Source organism: Kitasatospora sp. NPDC058406, assembly GCF_042722765.1.
Classification (GTDB): Bacteria; Actinomycetota; Actinomycetes; order Streptomycetales; family Streptomycetaceae; genus Kitasatospora.
In genome coordinates this window covers 1-20,702 of the sequence record NZ_JBHXKE010000124.1, presented here as the reverse complement: position 1 = coordinate 20,702, position 20,702 = coordinate 1, and the positions used below count along the sequence as shown (strand labels likewise).

16 protein-coding genes are annotated in these 20,702 nt (G+C 74.0%); 1 reads left to right on the top strand and 15 read right to left on the bottom strand.

All coding sequences use genetic code 11. The features are described 5' to 3' along the window. Positions 1-116: 116 nt before the first annotated feature. From ACFWOG_RS23525 to ACFWOG_RS23490, 8 genes are all read right to left on the bottom strand, one after another. Entirely contained in the window at positions 117-524 is a 408-nt protein-coding gene (locus ACFWOG_RS23525) for a hypothetical protein (protein WP_329949662.1), read from the bottom strand. Further along, positions 514-927: a DUF1508 domain-containing protein gene (locus tag ACFWOG_RS23520; RefSeq protein WP_329884719.1), complete on the bottom strand. Its 414-nt coding sequence runs from the start codon at positions 925-927 to the stop codon at positions 514-516. Before ACFWOG_RS23520 ends, ACFWOG_RS23525 begins: the two co-directional genes overlap by 11 nt. 221 nt (positions 928-1,148) lie before the next feature. Further along, positions 1,149-2,828 carry a GAF domain-containing protein gene (locus tag ACFWOG_RS23515; protein ID WP_329884994.1) on the bottom strand — a complete coding sequence of 560 codons (1,680 nt, stop codon included), beginning with the start codon at positions 2,826-2,828 and terminating at the stop codon, positions 1,149-1,151. A 309-nt stretch (positions 2,829-3,137) separates the two neighbouring features. Beyond that, positions 3,138-6,647, bottom strand: coding sequence for a thiol reductant ABC exporter subunit CydD (cydD, locus tag ACFWOG_RS23510; RefSeq protein ID WP_380360769.1), 3,510 nt, complete (start codon positions 6,645-6,647; stop codon positions 3,138-3,140). Between the two features lie 4 nt (positions 6,648-6,651). Next, complete coding sequence (cydB, locus tag ACFWOG_RS23505) at positions 6,652-7,677, bottom strand: cytochrome d ubiquinol oxidase subunit II (RefSeq protein ID WP_380360767.1); 1,026 nt, start codon at positions 7,675-7,677, stop codon at positions 6,652-6,654. A gap of 113 nt (positions 7,678-7,790) precedes the next feature. After that, entirely contained in the window at positions 7,791-9,335 is a 1,545-nt protein-coding gene (locus tag ACFWOG_RS23500; RefSeq protein ID WP_329949659.1) for a cytochrome ubiquinol oxidase subunit I, read from the bottom strand. A 369-nt stretch (positions 9,336-9,704) separates the two neighbouring features. Continuing rightward, positions 9,705-11,096, bottom strand: coding sequence for an oxygenase MpaB family protein (locus tag ACFWOG_RS23495; protein ID WP_380360765.1), 1,392 nt, complete (start codon positions 11,094-11,096; stop codon positions 9,705-9,707). 146 nt (positions 11,097-11,242) lie between these two features. Further along, entirely contained in the window at positions 11,243-12,136 is an 894-nt protein-coding gene (locus ACFWOG_RS23490) for an oxidoreductase (protein WP_380360763.1), read from the bottom strand. Between the two features lie 57 nt (positions 12,137-12,193). Here ACFWOG_RS23490 and ACFWOG_RS23485 point away from each other — a divergent pair, with 57 nt between their 5' ends. Continuing rightward, positions 12,194-12,874, top strand: a complete 681-nt coding sequence (locus tag ACFWOG_RS23485) for a DNA-binding response regulator (protein ID WP_380360761.1) — start codon at positions 12,194-12,196, stop codon at positions 12,872-12,874. Here the strand turns inward: ACFWOG_RS23485 and ACFWOG_RS23480 are convergent. From ACFWOG_RS23480 to ACFWOG_RS23450, 7 genes are all read right to left on the bottom strand, one after another. Beyond that, a complete protein-coding gene (locus ACFWOG_RS23480) occupies positions 12,852-13,463 on the bottom strand; it encodes a Uma2 family endonuclease (protein ID WP_329949655.1) in 612 nt (203 codons plus the stop codon). The genes ACFWOG_RS23485 and ACFWOG_RS23480 overlap by 23 nt on opposite strands. A gap of 127 nt (positions 13,464-13,590) precedes the next feature. Continuing rightward, on the bottom strand, positions 13,591-15,144 hold the full coding sequence (locus ACFWOG_RS23475; protein WP_329884727.1) for a HAMP domain-containing sensor histidine kinase: 1,554 nt from the start codon (positions 15,142-15,144) through the stop codon (positions 13,591-13,593). A gap of 20 nt (positions 15,145-15,164) precedes the next feature. Further along, entirely contained in the window at positions 15,165-15,944 is a 780-nt protein-coding gene (locus ACFWOG_RS23470) for a response regulator transcription factor (RefSeq protein WP_329884728.1), read from the bottom strand. A 289-nt stretch (positions 15,945-16,233) separates the two neighbouring features. Continuing rightward, positions 16,234-16,887: a hypothetical protein gene (locus tag ACFWOG_RS23465; RefSeq protein ID WP_380360759.1), complete on the bottom strand. Its 654-nt coding sequence runs from the start codon at positions 16,885-16,887 to the stop codon at positions 16,234-16,236. Between the two features lie 16 nt (positions 16,888-16,903). After that, positions 16,904-18,115: an ABC transporter permease gene (locus ACFWOG_RS23460; RefSeq protein WP_355398894.1), complete on the bottom strand. Its 1,212-nt coding sequence runs from the start codon at positions 18,113-18,115 to the stop codon at positions 16,904-16,906. Continuing rightward, entirely contained in the window at positions 18,112-18,915 is an 804-nt protein-coding gene (locus ACFWOG_RS23455; protein ID WP_329949652.1) for an ABC transporter ATP-binding protein, read from the bottom strand. The genes ACFWOG_RS23460 and ACFWOG_RS23455 overlap by 4 nt, the downstream gene beginning before the upstream one ends. Beyond that, the gene (locus ACFWOG_RS23450) at positions 18,915-20,438 is read right to left on the bottom strand and encodes an efflux RND transporter periplasmic adaptor subunit (RefSeq protein ID WP_380360756.1); all 1,524 of its coding nucleotides are present in this window, start codon (positions 20,436-20,438) and stop codon (positions 18,915-18,917) included. The genes ACFWOG_RS23455 and ACFWOG_RS23450 overlap by 1 nt, the downstream gene beginning before the upstream one ends. Positions 20,439-20,702 lie beyond the last annotated feature (264 nt).

Below are 20,702 nucleotides of genomic sequence, written 5' to 3'. Positions count from 1 at the left end.
GCACCGGCGAACGGGCCACCGGGAGGAGCACGGGCGCAGCTCCGCAGCGGCACCGGAGCGGGCGGGGCGGGCGGGGCGGGCGCGGCGGGGAGAGGAGGGGCGACCGGAGGCCCGGACTACCAGGGCCAGGTGCCGTCGCGCCCGAGCCGGCGCAACTCCTGGCCCAGGTGCTGGAGCCCGGCGCGGAAGCCCTCCACGCCGGCCTGGCACTGGTCCCGTCTCAGGTAGCCGCGCGCGCTGCGCGCCACCGGGCCGGCCGCGTCGGCGGCGCCCGGACGGGTGGTGCGGACCGGCAGGTAGGCCGTCCAGACCCAGAGCCGCGCGTCGGACTGGCCGACGGTACATCGCAGCACGGTCCGTTCGATGATCAGTTCCCGGAGGGCGTCGGCGAGTTCCGCCTCGCTCCGGTAGGTCCGCACGCCGACGCCGAGTTGCCGCCCGTTGGCGGCGCGCAGCGCCCAGCCGAGGCAGCGGTCCCCGGCCGGGACGGTCAGCAGCTTCGGTCCGCGTCGTTCAGCGGACATCGGGGAACCTCAACGACACTCCACGGTCCGGGAGTTCGAGAGCGGGTTGCTTCGCCAGCAGCACCACGAAGCGACGGAAGGCGTTCTGACAGGTCGCGTACCGCTCGTACGCGCGGCTGGACCGGACCTCCGGGAGGGCGCGCGAGCCGGGGATGACCCAGACCCACCCGATGCCGTCCCGGACGTGCGTGATCCGGGCGGTGAGGCTCTCGGCCCCGGCCCGTAAGCCGTCGAAGCCGCGCTCCGCCTCCCCGGCCGTGTCGTACGCCGCCGCGGTCACGGCCACCACCCGGCCGTTGGGCGCCTTCAACTGCCAGCGGTACCGCCCGTCCGGTGCACGTTCTGCTCGAAACCCCCCTCGACTTGCCCCCGCTGCGGTGTGACCGCGGCCAGACGCGTCCACTGCTCCCCCACAGTCCGGTACCTCTCCGAGACGGGAGTAAAGCTATGTGTGCACACGAGACCGCCGGAAGCCCAGGAAATGCACAACTTGCTCCGTTGGCCGGGAAGTTCTCTCTCGTTAAACTTTCACCGGGTGCACACCAACCGCGCGCCAACCACTCCCGGAGCCGCTCCGCACCGTCCACAAACAGTTCGAACCGGGCCCATCACCTGCACGGGTGTTCAGAGCCGGGCCGTCCAGCGCACCCTGGTGCCCCGCCCGTAGGGCCCGGGCTCGTGCCAGGCGTCGCCGCCGAGTGCCTCGGCGCGCCGGGTCAGGTTGCGCAGGCCGCTGCGCCGGCCGCCCTCGGGGATGCCGACGCCGTCGTCGGTGACGGTCAGCAGCACGCCGGGCCGGCCGCCGCGGTCGAGGGACTCCGGGTCCCCGCCCACCGGGTGCCCGGCGTCGTCCAGGTGCACGGTCGCCTCCACCTCCACCCCGACCCGGGACGCCCGCGCGTGACGGGCCGTATTGGAGAGCATCTCCCTCAGCGCCGCCAGGAGTTGACGACCCGGTTTCTCGCCGACCAGGCTCTCCACCGGCCCCATGAAGGAGACCGAGGGCTTGAAGCCCAGCGCCGCCGCGGCCTGGCTGCACTCGCGCAGCACCCGGGTGCGCAGGGTGTCGGGCGCGTCGCCGTGGTTGTCGTGCTGGAGGGCGTAGATCGTGGTGCGGACCTCCTGGATGGTGGCGTCCAGCTCGTCCACCGCCTGGCCGATCCGGACCCTCACCTCCGGCACCACGGCCCGCCGGGCGGCGCCCTCCAGCATCATCCCGGTGGCGAACAGCCGCTGGATCACCAGGTCGTGCAGGTCGCGGGCGATCCGGTCGCGGTCCTGGAAGACGGCGAGGCGCTGCTGGTCCCGCTGGCCCTCGGCGAGCCGCAGGGCGAGCGCGGCCTGCGAGGCGAAGGTCTCGGCGAGCTGCTTCTCGGCCTCGGTGAACGGCAGTGCGCCGCGCGGGCGCCAGACGCAGAGCCCGCCGAGCACCCGGCCGGCGGCGACCATCGGCACCGCCAGCGACGGGCCGAAGCTGCGGGCCGCCCGGATCACCACGCTCGGGTCGGTGGACATGTCGTCGAGGTGGACGCTCTCCCCCTTGAGCAGCCGGGCCGCGAAACTGTCCGGCGGGAGCAGCTCGCCGCGGACGAACTCGGCGGCCTCGCCGGAGGCGTGGGCGATCCGCATCTGTGCGGCCTCGGCGCCTGCGTCGGCGTCCACGTCCGCGGTCGGCAGCAGGATCATGCCGAGCGCCGCGTCGGCCAGCTCGCGGACCTGCTCGGCGGCGACGGTCAGCGCGACCTCCGCCTCCTCGGTGGAGAGCAGCGCGGTGGTGACGGCGGCGGCGCCGGCGATCCAGCGCTCGCGGCGCCGCCCCTCCTCGTAGAGGCGGGAGTTCTCGATCGCGACGCCGGCGGCGGCGGCGAGCGCGTGCACCACCTGCTCGTCCTCGGGGGTGAAGGCCCCGCCGCCCTTCTTCTCGGTGAGGTAGAGGTTGCCGAACACCTCGTCCCGGATCCGGATCGGCTCGCCGAGGAAGGTCCGCATCGCCGGGTGGTGCGGCGGGAAGCCGTACGAGCGCGGGTCGGCGCCGAGGTCGCTCAGCCGCAGGGGCTCGGGGCGGTCGATCAGGACGCCGAGGATGCCCCGTCCGACCGGCAGCTCGCCGATCTCGGCGGCGTTGCCGTCGTCGATCCCCACGTGGATGAAGTCGGACAGTCCGTGCCCGCCCGGGGCGATCACGCCGAGGGCCGCGTACCGGGCGTCGACGAGTTCGGCGGCGCCGGTGGCGATCCGGTGCAGGGTGGCGTGCAGGTCGAGCCCGGCTCCGACCGAGACCACCGCCTCCAGCAGCCGCTGCATCCGGTCGGTGACGGCGGCGGCGGACTGCAGCCGCTCGGCGACCTCGGTGACCAGGGTGTCCAGGCCGAGCGAGGCGATCTCGGGCACCCGGTGCGGGGCCGGGTCGGTGCCGGGTTCGGGCGCCGGCTCCGGCCCGGCGGGCGCGGCAGGCACGACGGGCACGGCACGGCCGGTCCGGCCGGTCGGGCCCGGTGTCACGACGGGGTCGGCGGGAACGGCGGGGTCGGGCGGCAGGGATGGCGAGGGGTCCATGGTGACGAGCGTAGTTTGTACGGTTTTCCGCCGAAGTAGCGACGCGACCGTCGCCGGTCAGGCCGCCACCGGCACCAGCAGGCCGTCCGCCTCCCGCTCGCGCTCCCGCATCGCCCGCAGCCGCCCGCCCGGCTCGGCCACCAGCTCCGACCACCGGCCCCGCTCGACCACCCGGCCGGCGTCCAGCACCAGCACCTCGTCCACCGTGGAGTCGTCCAGCCCGGCCAGCCGGTGGGTGATCAGGACGGTCGTCCGCCCGGCGGTGGCGGCCAGCAGGTCGGCGGTGAGCGCGTCGGCGGTGGGCAGGTCCAGGTGCTCGGCGGGCTCGTCGAGGACCAGCACCGGGAAGTCCGCGAGCAGCGCCCGGGCCAGCGCCAGCCGCTGCCGCTGACCGCCGGAGAGACGGGCGCCGTGCTCGCCGACCATGGTGTCCAGCCCGTCCGGCAGGGTCAGCGTCCAGTCCAGCAGCCGGGCCGCGGCGAGCGCGGCCCGCAGCTCCGCCTCGCCCGCCGAGGGCCGGGCGAGGCGCAGGTTCTCCCGGAGCGAGCTGTCGAAGACGTGCGCGTCCTGGGCGCAGAGGCCGATCACCCGGCGGACGTCGTCCCCCGCGAGCTCCCGGCTGTCCACAGCCTGTGGACAGCCGGCGGCGAGGACCACGCTGCCGGCGCTCTGGTCCAGGAAGCGGAGCAGCGCCTGGGCGAGCGTCGTCTTGCCGGAGCCGGACGCCCCGACCACGGCGATCCGCCGGCCGGGGGTGAGGTCGAGGTCGAGACCGGCCAGCGCGTCGACCCGCTGCCCCGGGTACCGGGCGGTCAGCCCGCGCACCGCGATCGGGAGCGGCCGCTCCGGCAGCGTCGCCGGGGCGGCCGGCTCGGCGACGGCGGGCGGCGCGTCCAGCACCTCGGCCAGCCGCGCCGAGGCCGCCCGGCTGCGCCGGCGGGCCTGGACGGCGAGCGGCATCCCGGTGACCGCCTCGAAGGCCGCCAGCGGGGTGAGCACGACCACCGCCAGGCAGACCGGCGCCAGTGTGCCCGCCTGGACCCCGCGCAGGCCGACGGCCGCCGCGGCGGCCACCGTGACGCCGGTGAGCAGGGAGATCAGGCCGGTGCCGAGCGCGGCCGTGGTCGCCGAGCGGGCGGCGAGACCGGTCAGCGTGGCGTCGGCGGCCCGGACGGCGGCGAGCCGGCCGGGCAGGGCGCCGGCCACGGTGAGCTCGGCCGTCCCGCTGAGGGCGTCGACCACGGTGGTGGCGAGCCGGCCCCGGGCGGGCGCCTGGCGGCGCTCGGCGCCGGCCGACCAGCGGGCTGCCAGTGCCGGGACGACGGCGCCGGCCAGCAGCAGGCCGAGTCCGAGGACCAGCCCGGCGGCGGGCAGGAAGGCGCCCATCGCCGCCGCCGCGGCCAGCGACACCACGGCGGCCACGGCGGCCGGGAGCCGCCAGCGCAGGTAGTGGTCCTGGACGGCGTCGACGTCGGCGACCAGCCGGGAGAGCAGGTCGCCGCGCCGGAAGGCGGGCAGCCCGGCCGGGGCGAGCACGGTGAGCCTGCGGTAGACGGCGGCGCGCAGGGTGCCGAGGGTGCGCAGCACGGCGTCGTGCGAGACCAGCCGCTCGGCGTAGCGGAAGACGCTGCGGCCGATGCCGAAGGCGCGCACGGAGGTGACGGCCATCATCAGGTAGAGGACGGGCGGCATCTCGGAGGCGTAGGAGATGAGGTAGCCGGAGGTGGCCATCAGGGCGACGGCGCACCCGAGGGCGAGCGCGCCGAGCAGGACGGAGAGCGCCAGCCGGGGTCGGACCACGTCCGGCCCCGGTGCGTCGTCCTCCGCCGGGCCGCCCGGGGTCGGCCGTCCGCTGTGCGCGAGCACGTCCGCCGGAGCGGCGACCGGGGCCCCGGGAGCGACCGCCGGACCGGCCAGGTGGGCCCGCCGGTCGGCCGCCGCGAGCAGCGCGGGCCGGTGCGCCACCAGCAGCACGGTGCGCGCCGGGTCGGCGGACAGCTCCCGTACGGCGTCGACGACCGCCGCCTCGGAGGCGCCGTCCAGGTTGGCGGTCGGCTCGTCGAGCAGGACGAGCGGCCGGTCACCGGCGAGCAGGACCCGGGCGAGCGCGAGCCGCTGCCGCTGCCCGGCGGAGAGTCCGGCGCCGTCCTCGCCGAGCACGGTGGCGAGCCCCTGCGGCAGCCGCTCCACGAAGTCGAGGGCGTGCGCGGCCCGCAGCGCCTCCCGCAGCTCCGCGTCGGGGGCGTCCGGCCGGTAGAGCGCCACGTTCTCGGCGACGGTGCCGGCGAAGAGGTGCGGGTGCTGCGGCACCCAGGCGATCTGCCGCCGCCAGCTCTCCGGGGCGAGCTCGGCGAGGTCGTACGTCCGCCCGTCGGCGGCGGTGATCCGGACGGTGCCGGCGTCCGGGGCGGTGAGGCCGAGCAGGACGCCGAGCAGGGTGGACTTGCCGGCCCCGCTCGGTCCGGTGAGGGCGACGGTCTCGCCCGGGCGCAGGGTGAGCGAGGCGTCGTCGAGGGCGGGCGCGGTGCGGCCGGGGAAGGCGACGGTGAGCCCCTCCAGCCGGACGGTCGCCCCGGCCAGGGCGGGCGCCGGGGTGACGCCGGCGGCCGGCCGGTCGGTCTCCAGCACCCGGAAGATATCGTCGGCGGCGGTCAGCCCCTCGACGCTGGAGTGGTAGAGCGCGCCGACCTGCCGGATCGGGGCGTAGACCTCGGGGGCGAGGATCAGGATCAGCAGCCCGGTCTCCAGGTCGAGCGTGCCGTCGACCAGCCGGAAGCCGATCGAGACGGCGACCAGCGCGACCGACAGGGTGGAGAGCAGCTCCAGCGCGAAGGAGGAGATGAAGGCGATCCGCAGGGTGCGCAGGGTGGCCCGGCGGTAGTCGGCGGTGATCCGGGCGATGGTGGCGGCCTGGGCGCGGGCCCGGTTGAACACCTTGAGCGTGGGCAGCCCCGCGACCACGTCCAGGAAGTGGTGCGAGAGCCGTGACAGGACGGACCACTGCCGGTCCATCCGCGACTGGGTGGCCAGACCGATCAGCACCATGAAGAGCGGGATCAGCGGCAGCGTGCCCGCGATGATCGCGGCGGAGGCGAAGTCGGCGCCGACGATCCGCAGCAGCACGATCACCGGGACGACGACGGCGAGCGCCAGTTGCGGCAGGTAGCGGGCGAAGTAGTCGTCGAGCGCGTCCACGCCCCGGGTGGCGAGGGCGGTGAGCTCGCCGGTGCGCCGGCCCGCCAGGTAGGCCGGGCCGAGCGCGGTGGCGTGGTCGAGCAGCCGGCGCCGCAGGGTGGACTTCACCCGGGCGACGGACCGGTGGGCGGTCAGTTCGGTGAGCCAGCCGACCAGCCCGCGGCCCACCGCGGTGAGCACCAGCAGCGCCAGCGGCGTGCCGAGCTCGTCCAGCCCGGCCCCCTGCTGGAAGCCGCGGACCACGATCTCGGCGATCAGGCTCGCCTGGACGACCACCAGGGCGGCGCCGGCCGCACCGAGCAGGACCGATCCGGCGAGGAAGGCCCGGGTGGTGCGGGCGTACCCGAGGAGTCGAGGGTCGACGGGCTTCACGGCGTCAGACCTGGTCGAGCGCGGCGGCCGGGTCGTGCCCGGGGATGTGCTGGACGCCGATCCGCTTGCGGAACACCCAGTACGTCCAGCCCTGGTAGAGCAGCACGAGCGGGGTGAAGACGGCGGCCACCACGGTCATCAGCTTGAGCGTGTAGGCCGAGGAGGCGGCGTTGGTCACGGTCAGGCTCCAGCTCTCGTTCAGGGTGGACGGCATGACGTCCGGGAAGAGCGAGAGGAAGAGCATCGCGACCGCGGCCACGACGGTCGCCCCGGAGAGGACGAAGGCCCAGCCCTCGCGGCCCAGCTGGTTGGCGACCAGCGCACCGACCAGGGCGAGCACGGCGACCACCAGGGCGGCGAGGCTCCAGCCGTTGCCGCTGTCGGCCTGGGTCCAGATCAGGAAGACCGCGGCGAGCGCCGCCGCCGCCAGGCCGAGCCCGAGCGCCATGGCCCGCGCCCGGTCGCGGATCTCGCCGACCGTCTTCAGCGCGGCGAACACCGCGCCGTGGAAGGTGAACAGGCTGAGCGTGACCAGCCCGCCGAGCAGCGCGTACGGGTTGAGGAGGTCCCAGAAGGTGCCGACGTAGTTCTTCTGCGCGTCGATGTCGACGCCGTGGACGATGTTGGCGAAGGCGACGCCCCAGAGGAAGGCGGGGATCAGCGAGGTCCAGAAGATCGCCTCCTCCCAGTTCCGCTGCCAGCGCGGCTCCGGCCGCTTGGCCCGGTACTCGAAGGCCACGCCGCGGACGATCAGGCAGACCAGGATCAGCAGCAGCGGGATGTAGAAGCCGCTGAACAGCGTCGCGTACCAGTCCGGGAAGGCCGCGAAGGTCGCACCGCCGGCGGTCAGCAGCCAGACCTCGTTGCCGTCCCAGACCGGGCCGATGGTGTTGATCAGCACCCGCCGCTCGGCGGTGTTGCGGGCGAGCGGCTTGGTGAGGATGCCGATGCCGAAGTCGAAGCCCTCCAGGAAGAAGTAGCCGATCCAGAGGACGGCGATCAGGACGAACCAGACGTCGTGGAGTTCCATGGTCAATCGGTCCTATCGATCCTCAGTAGTCCGCAGTGGTCCTCGGTGGTCCGCGGTGGCTCGCGGTCGGCCCGCGGTGCTGCCCGGGGCCGGCCGGCGCAGCTGCCGGGGCGTCAGTAGGCGAAGGCGAGCGGCTTGTCGGCGTCGTCGTCCGAGGACGGCCCCCGCAGCGACGGGTCCTCGGTGGGCGGCTGCTCGGAGGTCACCGGGCCGGCCTTCGCGTACTTGACGAGCAGCCGCACCTCGACGACGGCGAGGATCGCGTAGAGCGTGGTGAAGGTGGCCAGCGCGCCGATCTGGGTGCCGATGCCGACGTTCGGCGAGACCGCGCTGGCGGTCGTCATCAGCCCGAAGACCGCCCAGGGCTGACGGCCCATCTCGGTGAAGATCCAGCCGAAGCTGTTGGCGATCAGCGGGAATCCCATGGTGAGGATGCCGATCCGCCAGCTCCACTTGGTGAGGGACGGACCGAGCTCGCGCTTCGGGGTGAGCATCAGCCGCGGCACCTCGGTGTCCCCGGTGCGGAACTCCGGGGCCAGGAGCCACTTCCGCCGGGTGGTCCAGAGCCCGATCACCCCCGCCACGAAGGAGGTCATCCCGAAGCCGATCATGAGGCGGAAGCCCCAGTAGGTGACGAAGATGCTCGGGATGTAGTCCTTCGGGTCGCCGCCGTACTTGGCCGCCTCGGCGTTGGCGGTGTCGTTGATGCCGGGGACGGAGGAGCTGAAGTCGCTGTTGGCGAGGAAGGACAGTATCCCGGGGATCTCCAGCTCCACCGAGTTGTGGCCCTTGCCGACGTCGCCGACCGCGAAGATCGAGAACGGCGCGGGGGCCTGGGCGTCCCAGAGCGCCTCGGCGGCGGCCATCTTCATCGGCTGCTGGCGGAACATCACCTTGGCGAGCGAGTCGCCGCTGAGTGCGGTGCCCAGACCGAAGACCACCGCGAGGACGAGGCCGAGCCGCAGCGAGGTCCGCATCACCGCGACCTTCTTGACGTCCGCGGTCTCCGGCTTGCGCTTGGCCTTCCAGAGGTGGAACGAGGCGATGCCGACCATGAACGCCGCGCCGGTGAGGAAGGCAGCGGTCAGGGTGTGCAGCACGACGGTGACGGTGGTGTCCTGGAAGAGCACCCGGACGATGTCGGTGAGCTGGGCCTTCCCGGTGACCGGGTCGACCGTGTAGCCCACCGGGTGCTGCATCCAGGAGTTGGCCGCCAGGATGAAGTAGGCGGAGAGCACGGTGCCGAGCGACACCATCCACATGCAGGCGCAGTGCAGCTTCCTCGGCAGCTTGTCCCAGCCGAAGATCCAGAGCCCGATGAAGGTCGACTCGAAGAAGAAGGCGATCAGCGCCTCCATCGCGAGCGGGGCGCCGAACACGTCACCCACGAAGCGGGAGTAGTCGGACCAGTTCATGCCGAACTGGAACTCCTGGACGATGCCGGTGACCACGCCCATCGCGATGTTGATCAGGAAGAGCTTGCCCCAGAACTTGGTGGCGTGGAAGTACTTCTCCTTGTCCGTCCGCACCCAGGCGGTCTCCAGCCCGGCCACGATGGCGGCGAGGCTGATGGTGAGCGGGACGAAGAGGAAGTGGTAGACGGTGGTGATGCCGAATTGCCATCGCGCAATGGTTTCGTGAGCGATTGCCAGTTCCACGTCGCCCTCTCTCCAACCGACCTGTCGAGGTCACATTTCGGACAAACTTCATCTATAGCTGTAGACCGCTGCCCAACCGCGCATGCTTGTCCGCTTGTGAACGTGAACACGTTCACAAGCATCAGTATCCATCATCCTTACGAGTGATTGGTGGGCGGGGTGCGTGAGGCCCGCCACTGACCGGCGGCGATGCCGTGCGCACAGTCTGCGAAGCCGACCGCCCGGCCACAACGAGCGGCCGGGCGGGTGGAGGTGGCTTCCTGGACGATCCGGCACATTGACAACGTCCGGACCGTACGGAACGACGCAATCCCGGGGAGGCGCCGCTCCGCGCGGGGGCGTGCCGCCGGGCCTGCGCGGCGGGACCGGCTAGGCCCGGCCGAGCAGCTGGGTGCCGGGGGCCGAGGGGGCCCGGGCGGTGAAGTAGTCGACGAACGCACGGAGGAACTCGTCCGCCGTGATGACACCGTCGCCGTCGGTGTCCAACTGGCGGAACCCGTGCGACAGTTCGGCCGGGTGAACGCGCCGGCTGCCGAACAGCACGCGGTACTCGGCGAAGTCCAGCCGCCCGTCCTGGTCGGTGTCGGCGGCGGCCAGCACGGCCCGCAGCGCGGGGAGCAGCCCGCCCTCCAGGTAGGCCGGGTCCCGGTCGCACCCGGCCAGGGTCGCGGCGACGAACTCGGCCCGGCTGATCCGGCCGTCGCCGTCGGCGTCCATGGTCGCGCGCAGCTGCTCCCACCAGACCTCGAAGGCGGTGTACACGCGCGCCTCGCCGTCCTCGGAGAGTTCCAGCTGCCAGCAGACGTTGTGCGCCATGGCCTGCAGGTCGCGCACGGTGAGGTGGCCGTCGCCGGTCTGGTCGAGGACCTCGCGGAAGAAGCGGTCCAACCGGGGCGGCCGGGTGTCCCGGCCGGACGGCCGCCGGGGCGCGGCGGGCGGCCGTCCGGCGGCGGAGCGGTAGCGGTAGCGGTCGGGCAGCCCGGTCATCAGGACGCGCCCGCCGCGGTGCAGCAGCCGGGAGAGGAGGGCCGCGCGGCGCGTGCGGACCAGCCCGAACCGCTCCCGGTAGACCGGCGGGAGGTCGGCGACGGTCAGCTCGGTGACCAGCCGCCCGACCACCGCCCGCAGCAGCCGCCAGCCGACCGGCCCGAGGAACCGCAGCCGGCGCGGGCAGGGGGCCTCGTGCAGCATCTCGTACAGCAGGTGCCGCGCCGCGTCCGTGAACTCCAGCTCCTCGGCCGCCGTCCGGACCAGGTAGGCCGGAAGGTCGGCGGCGGTCGGCGGCAACGCGCCGTCGGGCAGCCCGAAAACGCCCACGACATCCCTGAACTCCCGGTACAGCTCTTCGAGTTCATCTCCGCTGTACGGGTCTCCGCCCAACTCCCGCATGGTGACGACGGATTCGAAGAGGGTGAGGAGCACCCAGGCCCGGGTGCCGGGGTCGTGGGCGTCGTACGGGCGACCGTCCCCGCCCGTCCCGCGGATCCGCCGGTGCGCCCGGTCGAGGCGCTGCACCTCCCGCCACAGCTGCTCCTCGTCCGCCTGGAACAGGCGGCGCCCGCTGCCGAGGGTGTGTTCGATCCGGCGCCACGGGTGGCCCCGGTAGGTGGAGTGCTCGGCCATCCCGGCCCCGACGACCGGGTGGGAGGCCTGCAGCACCAGCAGCCGCCAGGCGACGAGCCCGATCCGCCACTCGCCGAGGTCGCGCCGGAACGAGACCGCTGGACCGGCCGCCGGGCTGGTGGGGGGTTTCGACGCCATCAGGACTCTCCAAGGGGCTGCTGGGCCTTCCCGTGCCGGGGGCGGCATTCCCGGCGGTCCGTCGGGGAAACGCGCACAGGATTAGTCGGATCGTCCTACCGGCTGGCGCTCTGCCGGCCCCCGGGAGACCTCGCCCCGGGCCCCGCTCACGTCCTCGCGACGGGCTCCGCGGCGAGCGCCCCCAGCTCCGCGAGGTCCGCGGCGTCCAGGTGCAGCCCCGCGGCGGCGATGTTCTCCACCAGGTGGGCCGGCGAGGAGGTGCCCGGGATCGCGAGGATCACCGGCGAGAGGGCGAGCAGCCAGGCCACCATCACCTGGGCCCGGGTGGCGCCGTGGCGCTCCGCGACCCGGCGCAGGGCCGGGTGGTCGGGCACCCCGGTGCCACCGAGCGGGTAGAAGGGGACGAACGCGATGCCCTTCGCCTCGCAGTCGGCCAACAGCCGGTCGCCGGCCTCGGTGTGCTCCAGCACGCTGAACTTGTTCTGCACGGCGACCACCGGCGCGAGCGCCTCCGCCTCGGCGAGCTGGGCGGCGTCGACGTTGCTGACGCCGAGGTGCCGGATCAGGCCCTCCGCCCGCAGCTCGGCCAGGGCCGCGAAGGGCTCGGCGATCGAGGACTGACTGGGCATCCGGCGCAGGTAGACGAGGTCCAGCCGGTCCATGCCGAGCTCCCGCAGGTTGCGGTGGACGGCCGCGCGCAGGCCCTCCCGGTCGGCCGGGAGGAGCCAGTTCCCCTCCGGGTCGCGGCCCGGTCCGACCTTGGTGGCGATCACCAGGTCGTCCCGGTACGGGTGCAGGGCCTGCCGGATCAGACCGTTGGCGGAGACGTCCCGGTGGAAGTAGAACCAGGCGGTGTCGATGTGGTCGATGCCGAGCTCGACCGCCCGGCGCAGCACCTCGCGGCTCTGCCCGGGGTCGCAGGCGGGGCCGTCCCAGTCGTGGGAGGGCAGCTTCATCGCGCCGAATCCCATCCGGGACACCGGCAGGTCGCCGCCGAGGTGGAAGGTGCCGGCCGCGGAGACATCGGGTGTGGTCGTCATGGCACCAAGCCTCGGGCGGGCTCGCGGGGCCGCCCTCCGATCTGGCAGGTTGCTGCCATGAGCACCGATCGGATCATCACCCTGCACGGCGAGAGCGAACTCGTCCGACGGGCCGGCCACCTCTTCGTCGCCTCGCACGAGGAGTTCCTGGTCGCCGCCGCCGATCTGATGACCTGGTCGGCCGGCGTCAACGCGGCCTTCCGCGAGGGCAAGCGGCCGCACGTCGTCCCCGGCCTCACCATGCGCAAGCTCTACACCCGGCGTGCCCTCGCCGATCCCGAGTCGCACCGGCGGCTGCTGCGGATCGCCGCCTCCGGCATCGAGGTCCGGATCTCCGACGGCCCGCTCACCCGCGAGGCGATCATCATCGACCGGCGCACCGCGATCCTGGCCGGAGCCCCCGTCCGCGGCGTCCGCACGTACACCGTGGTGAACACCCCGGAGGTCGTCGACGGCGTGCGCTCCCTCTTCCGCGCCACCTGGGAGACGGCCACCGACCTCGCCGACTGCACCGCCGCCCCGCCCCCGCTGACCGAACAGGCCCGCCACATCCTGCGCGCCCTCGCCGCCGGCCACACCGACGAGACCGGCGCCCGCCTGCTCGGCGTCTCGCTGCGCACCTACCGCCGCCGGGTCGCCGACCTGATGACGTCCCTCGGCGCCACCTCCCGCTTCCAGGCCGGCCTGCTCGCCCAGGGACTCCTCGACGAGCCGCTCACCCCCGACGCGCCCCGGTGACGTCCGGCCCGATCACGAAGCCCTTCGCCGGCCCCTCGGGGATCACCGCGCCCTCCCCGTACGGGGTCCGCACCGAGCAGGCGTAGGCGCCGCGCCCGGGATCGGGGCCGGTGAGGACGGTGACGGCGCCGCCGTCGTCGAAGTCGTCGACGATCACGTACACCGGGATGCCGGCGGTGGCGTAGGCACGAAGCTTGAGGACCCGGTCGCGCTGGCGATTCGTGTGACCGGGCGAAACGGTCTCGACCATCAGAGCGACGCCCGACGCCAGAATCCCCAGACCCTCGGGGTGCACGATCTCCTCCAGGTCGTCGGGCGCGACGTAGACATCGGGGATCGTGACCTTGAGACCGCTGATGACGTTGCCGTCGTTCCCCGGAGCCCACCCGGTACCCCGCAGATGGTCGTGCAACGCGAGCAGGATCCGCCGGTTGACCGTCATGTGCCGGGCCCCGCCCGCGGGTGACATCTGGATGGCTCCCTCAATGATCTCCGCGTGGAAGCCCTCGGGAACATCCATGGCCCTCCACACCTGCCACAACGCCTGGTCCAGGTCCACGACGGTCTCCTCGGCTACGAGCGCGAACATTGAGACACCCCTCATTCCCGTCCAGTGTCATCAGCCCGCACGATCCCGCACAAGCCGCAGCCGTACGGTCGCACGCGACCGGCGGGGTGGCGGCGTGGACGATCGGGGTTCACCCGATCGGGGGGTTTCAGCGCTGGTGGGGAAGTTCCAGGCGGAAGGTGGCGCCGGCGCCCGGGGCGGTGTGGAGGGTGAGGGTGCCGCCGTGGGCGTGAGTGAGGGCCGTCGCGATGGCGAGGCCGAGACCGGCCCCGCCGCGCTTGTCGGGGCGGCTGCGGGAGGCGTCCACCCGGTAGAAGCGGTGGAACACCAGGGCCGCCTGGTCCGCGGTGAGACCGGGCCCGGAGTCGGCGACCTCCAGCAGGCAGAGACCGCCGTCGGTGCCGACGCCGATCCGTACCGGGGTGCCGGGCGGGGTGTGCTTGACGGCGTTGCCGACCAGGTTGGTGACCACCTGGCGGAGCCGGGCCTCGTCGCCGAGCACGGGCGCGGGTCCGGGCGCGCCGGTGCCGGCGGGGCCGGTGAGCGCGACCGGGCGGGACGGGTCGAGGGCGGTGAGGTCGTGCAGGGCGTCCGCGGCGAGGGTGCGCAGGTCCATGGGGGCGAGGTCGAGCGGGCGCTCCTCGTCGAGCCGGGCCAGCACCAGCAGGTCCTCGACCAGCGTGCCCATCCGGACGGCCTCGTTCTCGATCCGCCCCATGGTGCGCTTGACGTCGGCCTCGGTGGGGAGCGCGCCCATCCGGTAGAGCTCGGCGAAGCCGCGGATCCCGGCCAGCGGGGTGCGCAGCTCGTGCGAGGCGTCGGCGACGAACCGCCGCATCCGGGCCTCGGACTCGGCCCGGGCGGCGAACGCGGCCTCGATCTGGGTGAGCATGCCGTTGAGCGCGACGGACAGCCGGCCGACCTCCGTCCGCGGGTCGAACTCGGGCATCCGGTGGGAGAGCTCCCCGGCGGCGATCCGCTCGGCGCCCTCCTCGATCCGGCTCAGCGGACGCAGCCCGGCCCGGACGGCGAAGAAGCCGAGCGCGGCGATCAGGACGAGCACCGCGCCGCCGATGCCGACGAAGGCGGTGTGCAGCCGGGCGACGGTGCCGTCGATGTCCTCGCGGGAGACGGCGACCATCAGGTAGGCGGGGGTGGGGGCGGGGGCGGCGAACATGCTGGGCTGGGCCGGCGGGCGCTGGAGCGGCAGGACCAGTGCCCGCCAGGTGCGCCGGCCGCGCTGGTCGGGCAGGTCGAAGGGGGTGTCGGGGTCGGTGGCGGCCGGTTCGAGGCCGGCCAGCTGCGGTGCCGGGTCGTTCTCGGAGACGGGCTGGCGGACGACCAGCTGCACCTTGCCGTCCGCCGAGAGGTACTGGACCAGGTACTGGCTGGGCAGCGCGGCCAGGTACTGCGGGGCGGCGCGCTTGGCGCCGGGGGAGGGCGACTGCTGCTTGTTCTCCTGCCAGTTCACCCGGGACGGGGCGCGGTGCGCGAGCGGTTCGCCGAACCGCTGCAGCTGCTCGTCGAGCCGCTGGACCAGCTGGACCCGCACCGTGCCGAGGACCACGGCGTCGCTGACCACCAGGCCGGTGGTGACCAGGACGAGCACGAGGACCAGCAGGCGGGCGCGCAGCGACAGCCGGCCGAGCGTCCGGGACGGACGGCGGAGCAGGGCGGGCAGCGAGAGCAGCAGGCGGCGCATACGGGGGCGGGGCGGGGCGGTCAGGCCTGCGGCGGACGGCGCAGCGCGTAGCCGATGCCGCGCACGGTGTGGATCAGCTTGGGGCCGTGGGCCGGGCCCGAGTCGAGCTTGCGGCGCAGGTAGGAGATGTACGACTCGACGATGGAGAGGTCGCCGCCGAAGTCGTAGGCCCACACGTGGTCGAGGATCTGAGCCTTGGAGACCACCCGGCCGACGTTGGCCATCAGGTAGTGCAGCAGCTTGAACTCGGTCGGGGAGAGCGCGACGGGGGCGCCGCCGCGGGTGACCTCGTGGGCGACCGGGTCGAGGGTCAGGTCGGCGACGATCAGCCGGCCGTCCTCGGCCGGTCCGCCGGAGCGGCGCAGGATCGCGCGGATCCGGGCGATCAGCTCCTCCAGGCTGAACGGCTTGGTGACGTAGTCGTCGGCGCCGACGGCCAGGCCCTGGACCTTGTCACCGACCCCGTCCTTGGCCGTGAGGAACAGCACCGGCAGGTGGTCGCCGGGATGGCCGTGGACGGGCCCGGCTATGAGGCCGCGGCTGGTCTGCTCGCGGAGCCGTTCGACGACGGTGAAGCCGTCGAGGTCGGGGAGCATCACGTCGAGGACGACCAGGTCGGGCCGCTCGGCCGCGATCAGTTCGAGCGCCTCGGCGCCGCTGGCGGCGGAGGCGACCCGGAAGCCCGAGAAGCGGAGCGAGGCGGAGAGCAGCTCGCGGATGTTCGGTTCGTCGTCGACGACCAGGAGGAAGGCCTCCCCAGGACCGCCGCCGTTCACCGCCGGGGTTCCTGCTGTGGACACAGTGCCTTGCACGGGGGTTCCGCCTCCCGGTCGGACGATGACATTCGGATCGAGGCTAGCCCGGGGAGGGTATGAGCCATCGATGAATGTTGGATTAACACCTTATCGGGCGGTTTTAGGCGGACGGGCCCACAGGGTCGGCCTGGATGGTGTGCGCACGGGTCCGGGAGGCCCCCGGGCCGGGAGCGAACGGCCCGGGGCGGGCGGTCCGGGAGCCGCGCGGCCCGGCCCCCCGGGGAGGTTTCGGCCGGGCCGCGCGGGGTCGTCGTCCGGGGTTGCCGGGCCGGGTTCAGCCCCCGGACGGGTTCCTGGTGCCGGCTCCGGCCCCGGGTACGGCACCGGCACCGGCGAAGCCGCCCGCCCCGAAACCGGTGGCGCCCTGGACCAGCTGGGTCGCGGCGTAGCCGCCGTCGGCGGCCGGGGTGCCGACCACGGTGACGCTCTGCCCGGGCTGGAGGTCGGCGACCTTGCCCTCCTTGTTGAGCTGGACCTTGGTGGTGTCGCCCGTGGTCACCTTCACGGTGTTGCCGTTGGCGTCGGTCAGGTAGACGGTGGTGCCGTCCACGGCCTTGACGGTGCCCCGGGTGAAGCCGCCCTGACCGCCCTGACCGGCCCCCGTTCCCTGGCCGCCCTGACCACCCTGACCGCCCTGGCCGTTCCTGCGGTTGCCGTTGGCCCCGAAGCCGCTCGCCGCCGCCCGGGGCTGCTGCCCGCCGGAGGCGGCCGTCCGCCCGGAGCCCTCGGAGCCGTGGTCCCGCTGGTACCAGGCGCCACCGGCGAACGCGGCCGTGGCGATCACCGCCCCGGCGAGGACGAGCGTCACCCAGGGCAGCCGGCGGCGTGGCGGTGCGGCCAGCTCCGCGGAGACGTCCCGGGCGTCCGGCGGGGTGGCGAGCAGGGTGACCTGCTCGGCGGGGGTGCGCGGCTCGATCTCGTGGCTCATGGTCTGCGGTCCTTGGTCACTCGTGGCGGAGGGCGTCGATGGGGCGCAGCGAGGCGGCCCGGTTGGCGGGGTAGCTGCCGAAGAACAGGCCGATGGCGACGGCGATGCCGAACGCTCCGAGCACCGACTCGGGGATCACCACCGGCTCGATGCCGACGATCCTGACGTGCGAGCCGGCGATCCCGACCAGCACCCCGAGCCCGGCGCCGATCACCGACAGCAGGGTCGCCTCGGTGAGGAACTGCCCGAGGATCACCCCGCGCGGGGCGCCGAGCGCCTTGCGGATGCCGATCTCCCTGGTCCGCTCGGTGACGGTGACCAGCATGATGTTGGTGATGCCGATGCCGCCGACCAGCAGCGAGATCGCCGCGACCGCGCCGAGCAGGACCGTGAAGGTCCTGGTGGTGGACTCGCGGGCGGTGAGCAGCGAGGCCTGGCTGCTGATCCGGAAGTCCGCCCTGCTCGGGTCGGCGATCGCGTGGGTGCCGAGCAGGACGCGGGTGATCTCGGCCTGCGCCGCGGTGGTGGACTCCGCCGAACTCGCCTGCACCAGGATCTGGTTGACGGCGCCGAAGCCGGTGAACGCGTTCTGCACCGTCGGCAGCGGGGCGATCAGCACGTCGTCCGGGTCGGTGAAGCCGGAGCCGCCCTTGGCCCGGAGCACGCCGACCACCGTGAGCGGCGTTCCCCCGACGGTGACCGTCTTCCCGACCGGGTCGGCGGCGGCGAAGAGCTGCCGGGCGGTGGTCGACCCGAGCACCGCGACCTTGCGGGAGTTGAGGACGTCGTCCGGGGTGAAGTACTCGCCGTGCGCGATCCTCTGGTTGGCGGTCTCGAAGTACGCGGGGTAGGTGCCGACGATCGACCCGGGGCTGTACGAGATGTCGCCGTACAGGGCGGTGCCGGAGGCCGTCACCACGGGGGCGACGGACTTGACCGCCTGCGCGTCCGCGTCGGTCGCCAGTGCCCTGGCGTCGGCGACCGTGAGCTTCTTGGCCCCGGCGGCGGCCCGCTGCCCGCCGGAGGACGCCCCGGACGTGACGGTCAGCGCGTTGGTGCCGAGCGAGGTGATCGACTCCTTGACCGCGACCGAGGACCCGTTGCCCACGGCGAGCAGCAGGATCACCGCGGCGACGCCGATCAGCACGCCCAGCACGGTGAGGGCGGAGCGCACCTTGTTGGCGGCGAGACCGCCGACGGCGAAGCGGAGCATCTGCCAGACGATCACGCGGACACCTCCGCCCGGCGCAGGGCGGGCGGCGGCCCGTCCGCCGGGGCCTGCCGGACGTCGGCGACGACCGCGCCGTCCACCAGCCGGATCACCCGCTTGGCGTGCCGGGCGACCTCGTCCTCGTGGGTGATCAGGACGATCGTGCGGCCGGTGGCGTTGAGGCCGTCGATGATCGCGAGCACCTCGCCGGTCGAGCGGCTGTCCAGGTTGCCGGTGGGCTCGTCGGCGAGCAGCATCGCGGGTGCGGTGACCAGCGCCCGGGCCACGGCCACGCGCTGCTGCTGACCGCCGGAGAGCTCGTTGGGCCGGTGCCCGGCGCGCTCGGCCAGGCCGACCAGTGAGAGCGCCGCGAGAGCCCGGCGGCGCCGCTCGGCGGCCCGGACGCCCGCGTAGGCGAGCGGGAGCTCGACCTGGGCCAGGGCGGTGGTGCGGGGGACGAGGTTGAAGGACTGGAAGATGAAGCCGATCTTGCGGTTGCGGACCAGCGAGAGCTGCCGCTCGTCCAGGTGACCGACGTCGGTGCCGTCCAGCAGGTAGTGGCCGGAGGTGGGCACGTCGAGGCAGCCGAGGATGTTCATCAGCGTGGACTTGCCGGATCCCGAGCTGCCCATCACCGCGACGAAGTCGCCCTGCTCGATGTCGAGGTCGACGCCCTGCGGCGCGCCGGTGGCCGGGTCGTCCGGGCCCCGCAGGGCGTGCACGGTCGCGTCGCCGTGGCCGTAGGACTTGGTGAGCCGGCGGATCCGGATGACCGGCGGAGCCGTGCCCGTCCGGGCCGGGAGGGTCCCGCGCGCCATCAGCGGCCACCGCCCCGGCCGGTGCCCGCGCCGCCCGCAGCGCCGCCCGCCGCGCCGCCGACTCCGGCCACACCCGCACCGGCGCCCCCCGCACCCGCACCCGCACCGGCTCCGGCTCCGTTCCGGCCGCCCTGACCCCCGCCGGCGCCCGGGAAGGAGCCGTTGGGGAACCCGTTCGACCCGCTGGTCGAGGCCAGCTCGACCTGGTCGCCCTCGCTCAGCCCGGAGACCACCTGCACGGTGGTGTCACCCTCGACGCCCACGCCCACGGTGATCCGCTCGGTGGCGCCGTCGGGGTGGACCAGGGTGGCCGTCCGGTCGGCGCCGGTGCCGGACAGGGCCGCCGTGGGCAGCGAGAGCGCGTCGGCCGCCTCGCCGGTGACCACCGAGACGGTCGCGCTGAGACCGGTGCGCAGCTTGCTGGTGTCCCCGGTGATCCCGAGCGTCGCCGCGTACTGGACGGCGGCCGAGCCCCCGCCGCTGCCGCTCACCGGCAGCGGGCTGACCGCCAGCACGGTGGCGCCGAGCTTGGTGTCGGACTGCGCGTTCAGCGTGACGGTGGCCGCCTCGCCCTTCTTCAGCTTCAGCGAGTCCAACTCGGAGAAGTTGGCGGTGACCTGCATCCCGGTCGGGTTGGTCAGCACGATGAAGCCGCTGGGCGCGCTGGTGCCGGAGGAGGCGGACTTGGCGGCGGTGGAGCCGCTGCCGGTCGCACCGACGGTGTCGCCGGCCTTCGCCGAGACGGAGGCGACCGTGCCGTCCACCGAGGCGGTGAGCGTCGTCCCGGCCAGGGCCGCCTGGGCGTTGGCCAGGTTGGTCCGGGCGGTGGCGAGCTGCTGCTCGGCCTGGGCGACGGCCGCCGCGTCGACCTTGGTGGTGCTGATCGTCGTGGTCTGCGGCTCCGGCACGGCGGCCTGCGGCGCCTGGACGGCGGCCTGCGCGGACGGACTGGCCTGCGCGGACGGACTGGCCTGCGCGGACGGGTCGGCCTGCGGGGCGGACGCGCTGCTCCCGCCCGCCCCTCGGCCGCCCGCTCCGCCGCCCGCCGAACCGCCGCCCGCCGAACCCGCGGACGAACCGGACCCCGCGGCGGCGGCCTTCACCGGCAACTGCTGGACGGTCGTCGTGGTGACGCCCGCCCGGGCCTTGGTCAGGTTGGCGTCGGCCGTGGTCAGCGCCGACTGCGCGGCGTCCACCTGCTGCTGGGCCGCGGTGGTGTCGACCGTCGCCAACACCTGGCCCTTGGTCACCGTGTCGCCGACCGCGACGCTGACGGCGGTGAGCCGGCCACCGGTGGCGAAGTCCTGGGCCGCGTCGGTCGGCGACGCCAGGGTGCCGGTTCCGGACACCGTGGCCAGGACGGTGCCCCTGGTCACGGTCGCCGTGCGGACCGGGGCCTTGGCGGTCTGCCGGGCGGCGCCGTCGTCCAGCGTGGTGTACGCCAGGGCGGCCGCACCGAGCAGGGCCACGCCGAGCGCGGAGTTGACGAGGACGGCACCTCGCCGTCGCGGGAACACCTTCATGGCGGACAGCTTCCCGGGGCGCTCTTGGGTCGTCCTGTACGCCGGCTGGGAGAACGCTGACCGGCCGAACCGGGGCAATCCCGCACGGCCCACCCGGCCCGGGCACCCGGCTTGGCCGCCGTCGCACCGGTCGTTGACCGATCTCCCAGCAGCCTCCCAGCCATCCACAGCCTCTCCCGATCCTCCCGGGGGTCCTCCCGGGGTCCTCCCGGCCGACGCGGCGCGCCGGGAGGGCGGAGCGGGGCCGGAACGGGAGGAGCCGGG

Coding starts and splice junctions, on each gene's coding strand:
- ACFWOG_RS23525 (WP_329949662.1), bottom strand. CDS start 524: ATGTCCGCTGAACGACGCGGACCGAAGCTGCTGACCGTCCCGGCCGGG.
- ACFWOG_RS23515 (WP_329884994.1), bottom strand. CDS start 2,828: ATGCAGCGGCTGCTGGAGGCGGTGGTCTCGGTCGGAGCCGGGCTCGAC.
- cydB (WP_380360767.1), bottom strand. CDS start 7,677: ATGGAACTCCACGACGTCTGGTTCGTCCTGATCGCCGTCCTCTGGATC.
- ACFWOG_RS23495 (WP_380360765.1), bottom strand. CDS start 11,096: ATGGCGTCGAAACCCCCCACCAGCCCGGCGGCCGGTCCAGCGGTCTCG.
- ACFWOG_RS23490 (WP_380360763.1), bottom strand. CDS start 12,136: ATGACGACCACACCCGATGTCTCCGCGGCCGGCACCTTCCACCTCGGC.
- ACFWOG_RS23485 (WP_380360761.1), top strand. CDS start 12,194: ATGAGCACCGATCGGATCATCACCCTGCACGGCGAGAGCGAACTCGTC.
- ACFWOG_RS23480 (WP_329949655.1), bottom strand. CDS start 13,463: ATGTTCGCGCTCGTAGCCGAGGAGACCGTCGTGGACCTGGACCAGGCG.
- ACFWOG_RS23475 (WP_329884727.1), bottom strand. CDS start 15,144: ATGCGCCGCCTGCTGCTCTCGCTGCCCGCCCTGCTCCGCCGTCCGTCC.
- ACFWOG_RS23465 (WP_380360759.1), bottom strand. CDS start 16,887: ATGAGCCACGAGATCGAGCCGCGCACCCCCGCCGAGCAGGTCACCCTG.
- ACFWOG_RS23455 (WP_329949652.1), bottom strand. CDS start 18,915: ATGGCGCGCGGGACCCTCCCGGCCCGGACGGGCACGGCTCCGCCGGTC.
- ACFWOG_RS23450 (WP_380360756.1), bottom strand. CDS start 20,438: ATGAAGGTGTTCCCGCGACGGCGAGGTGCCGTCCTCGTCAACTCCGCG.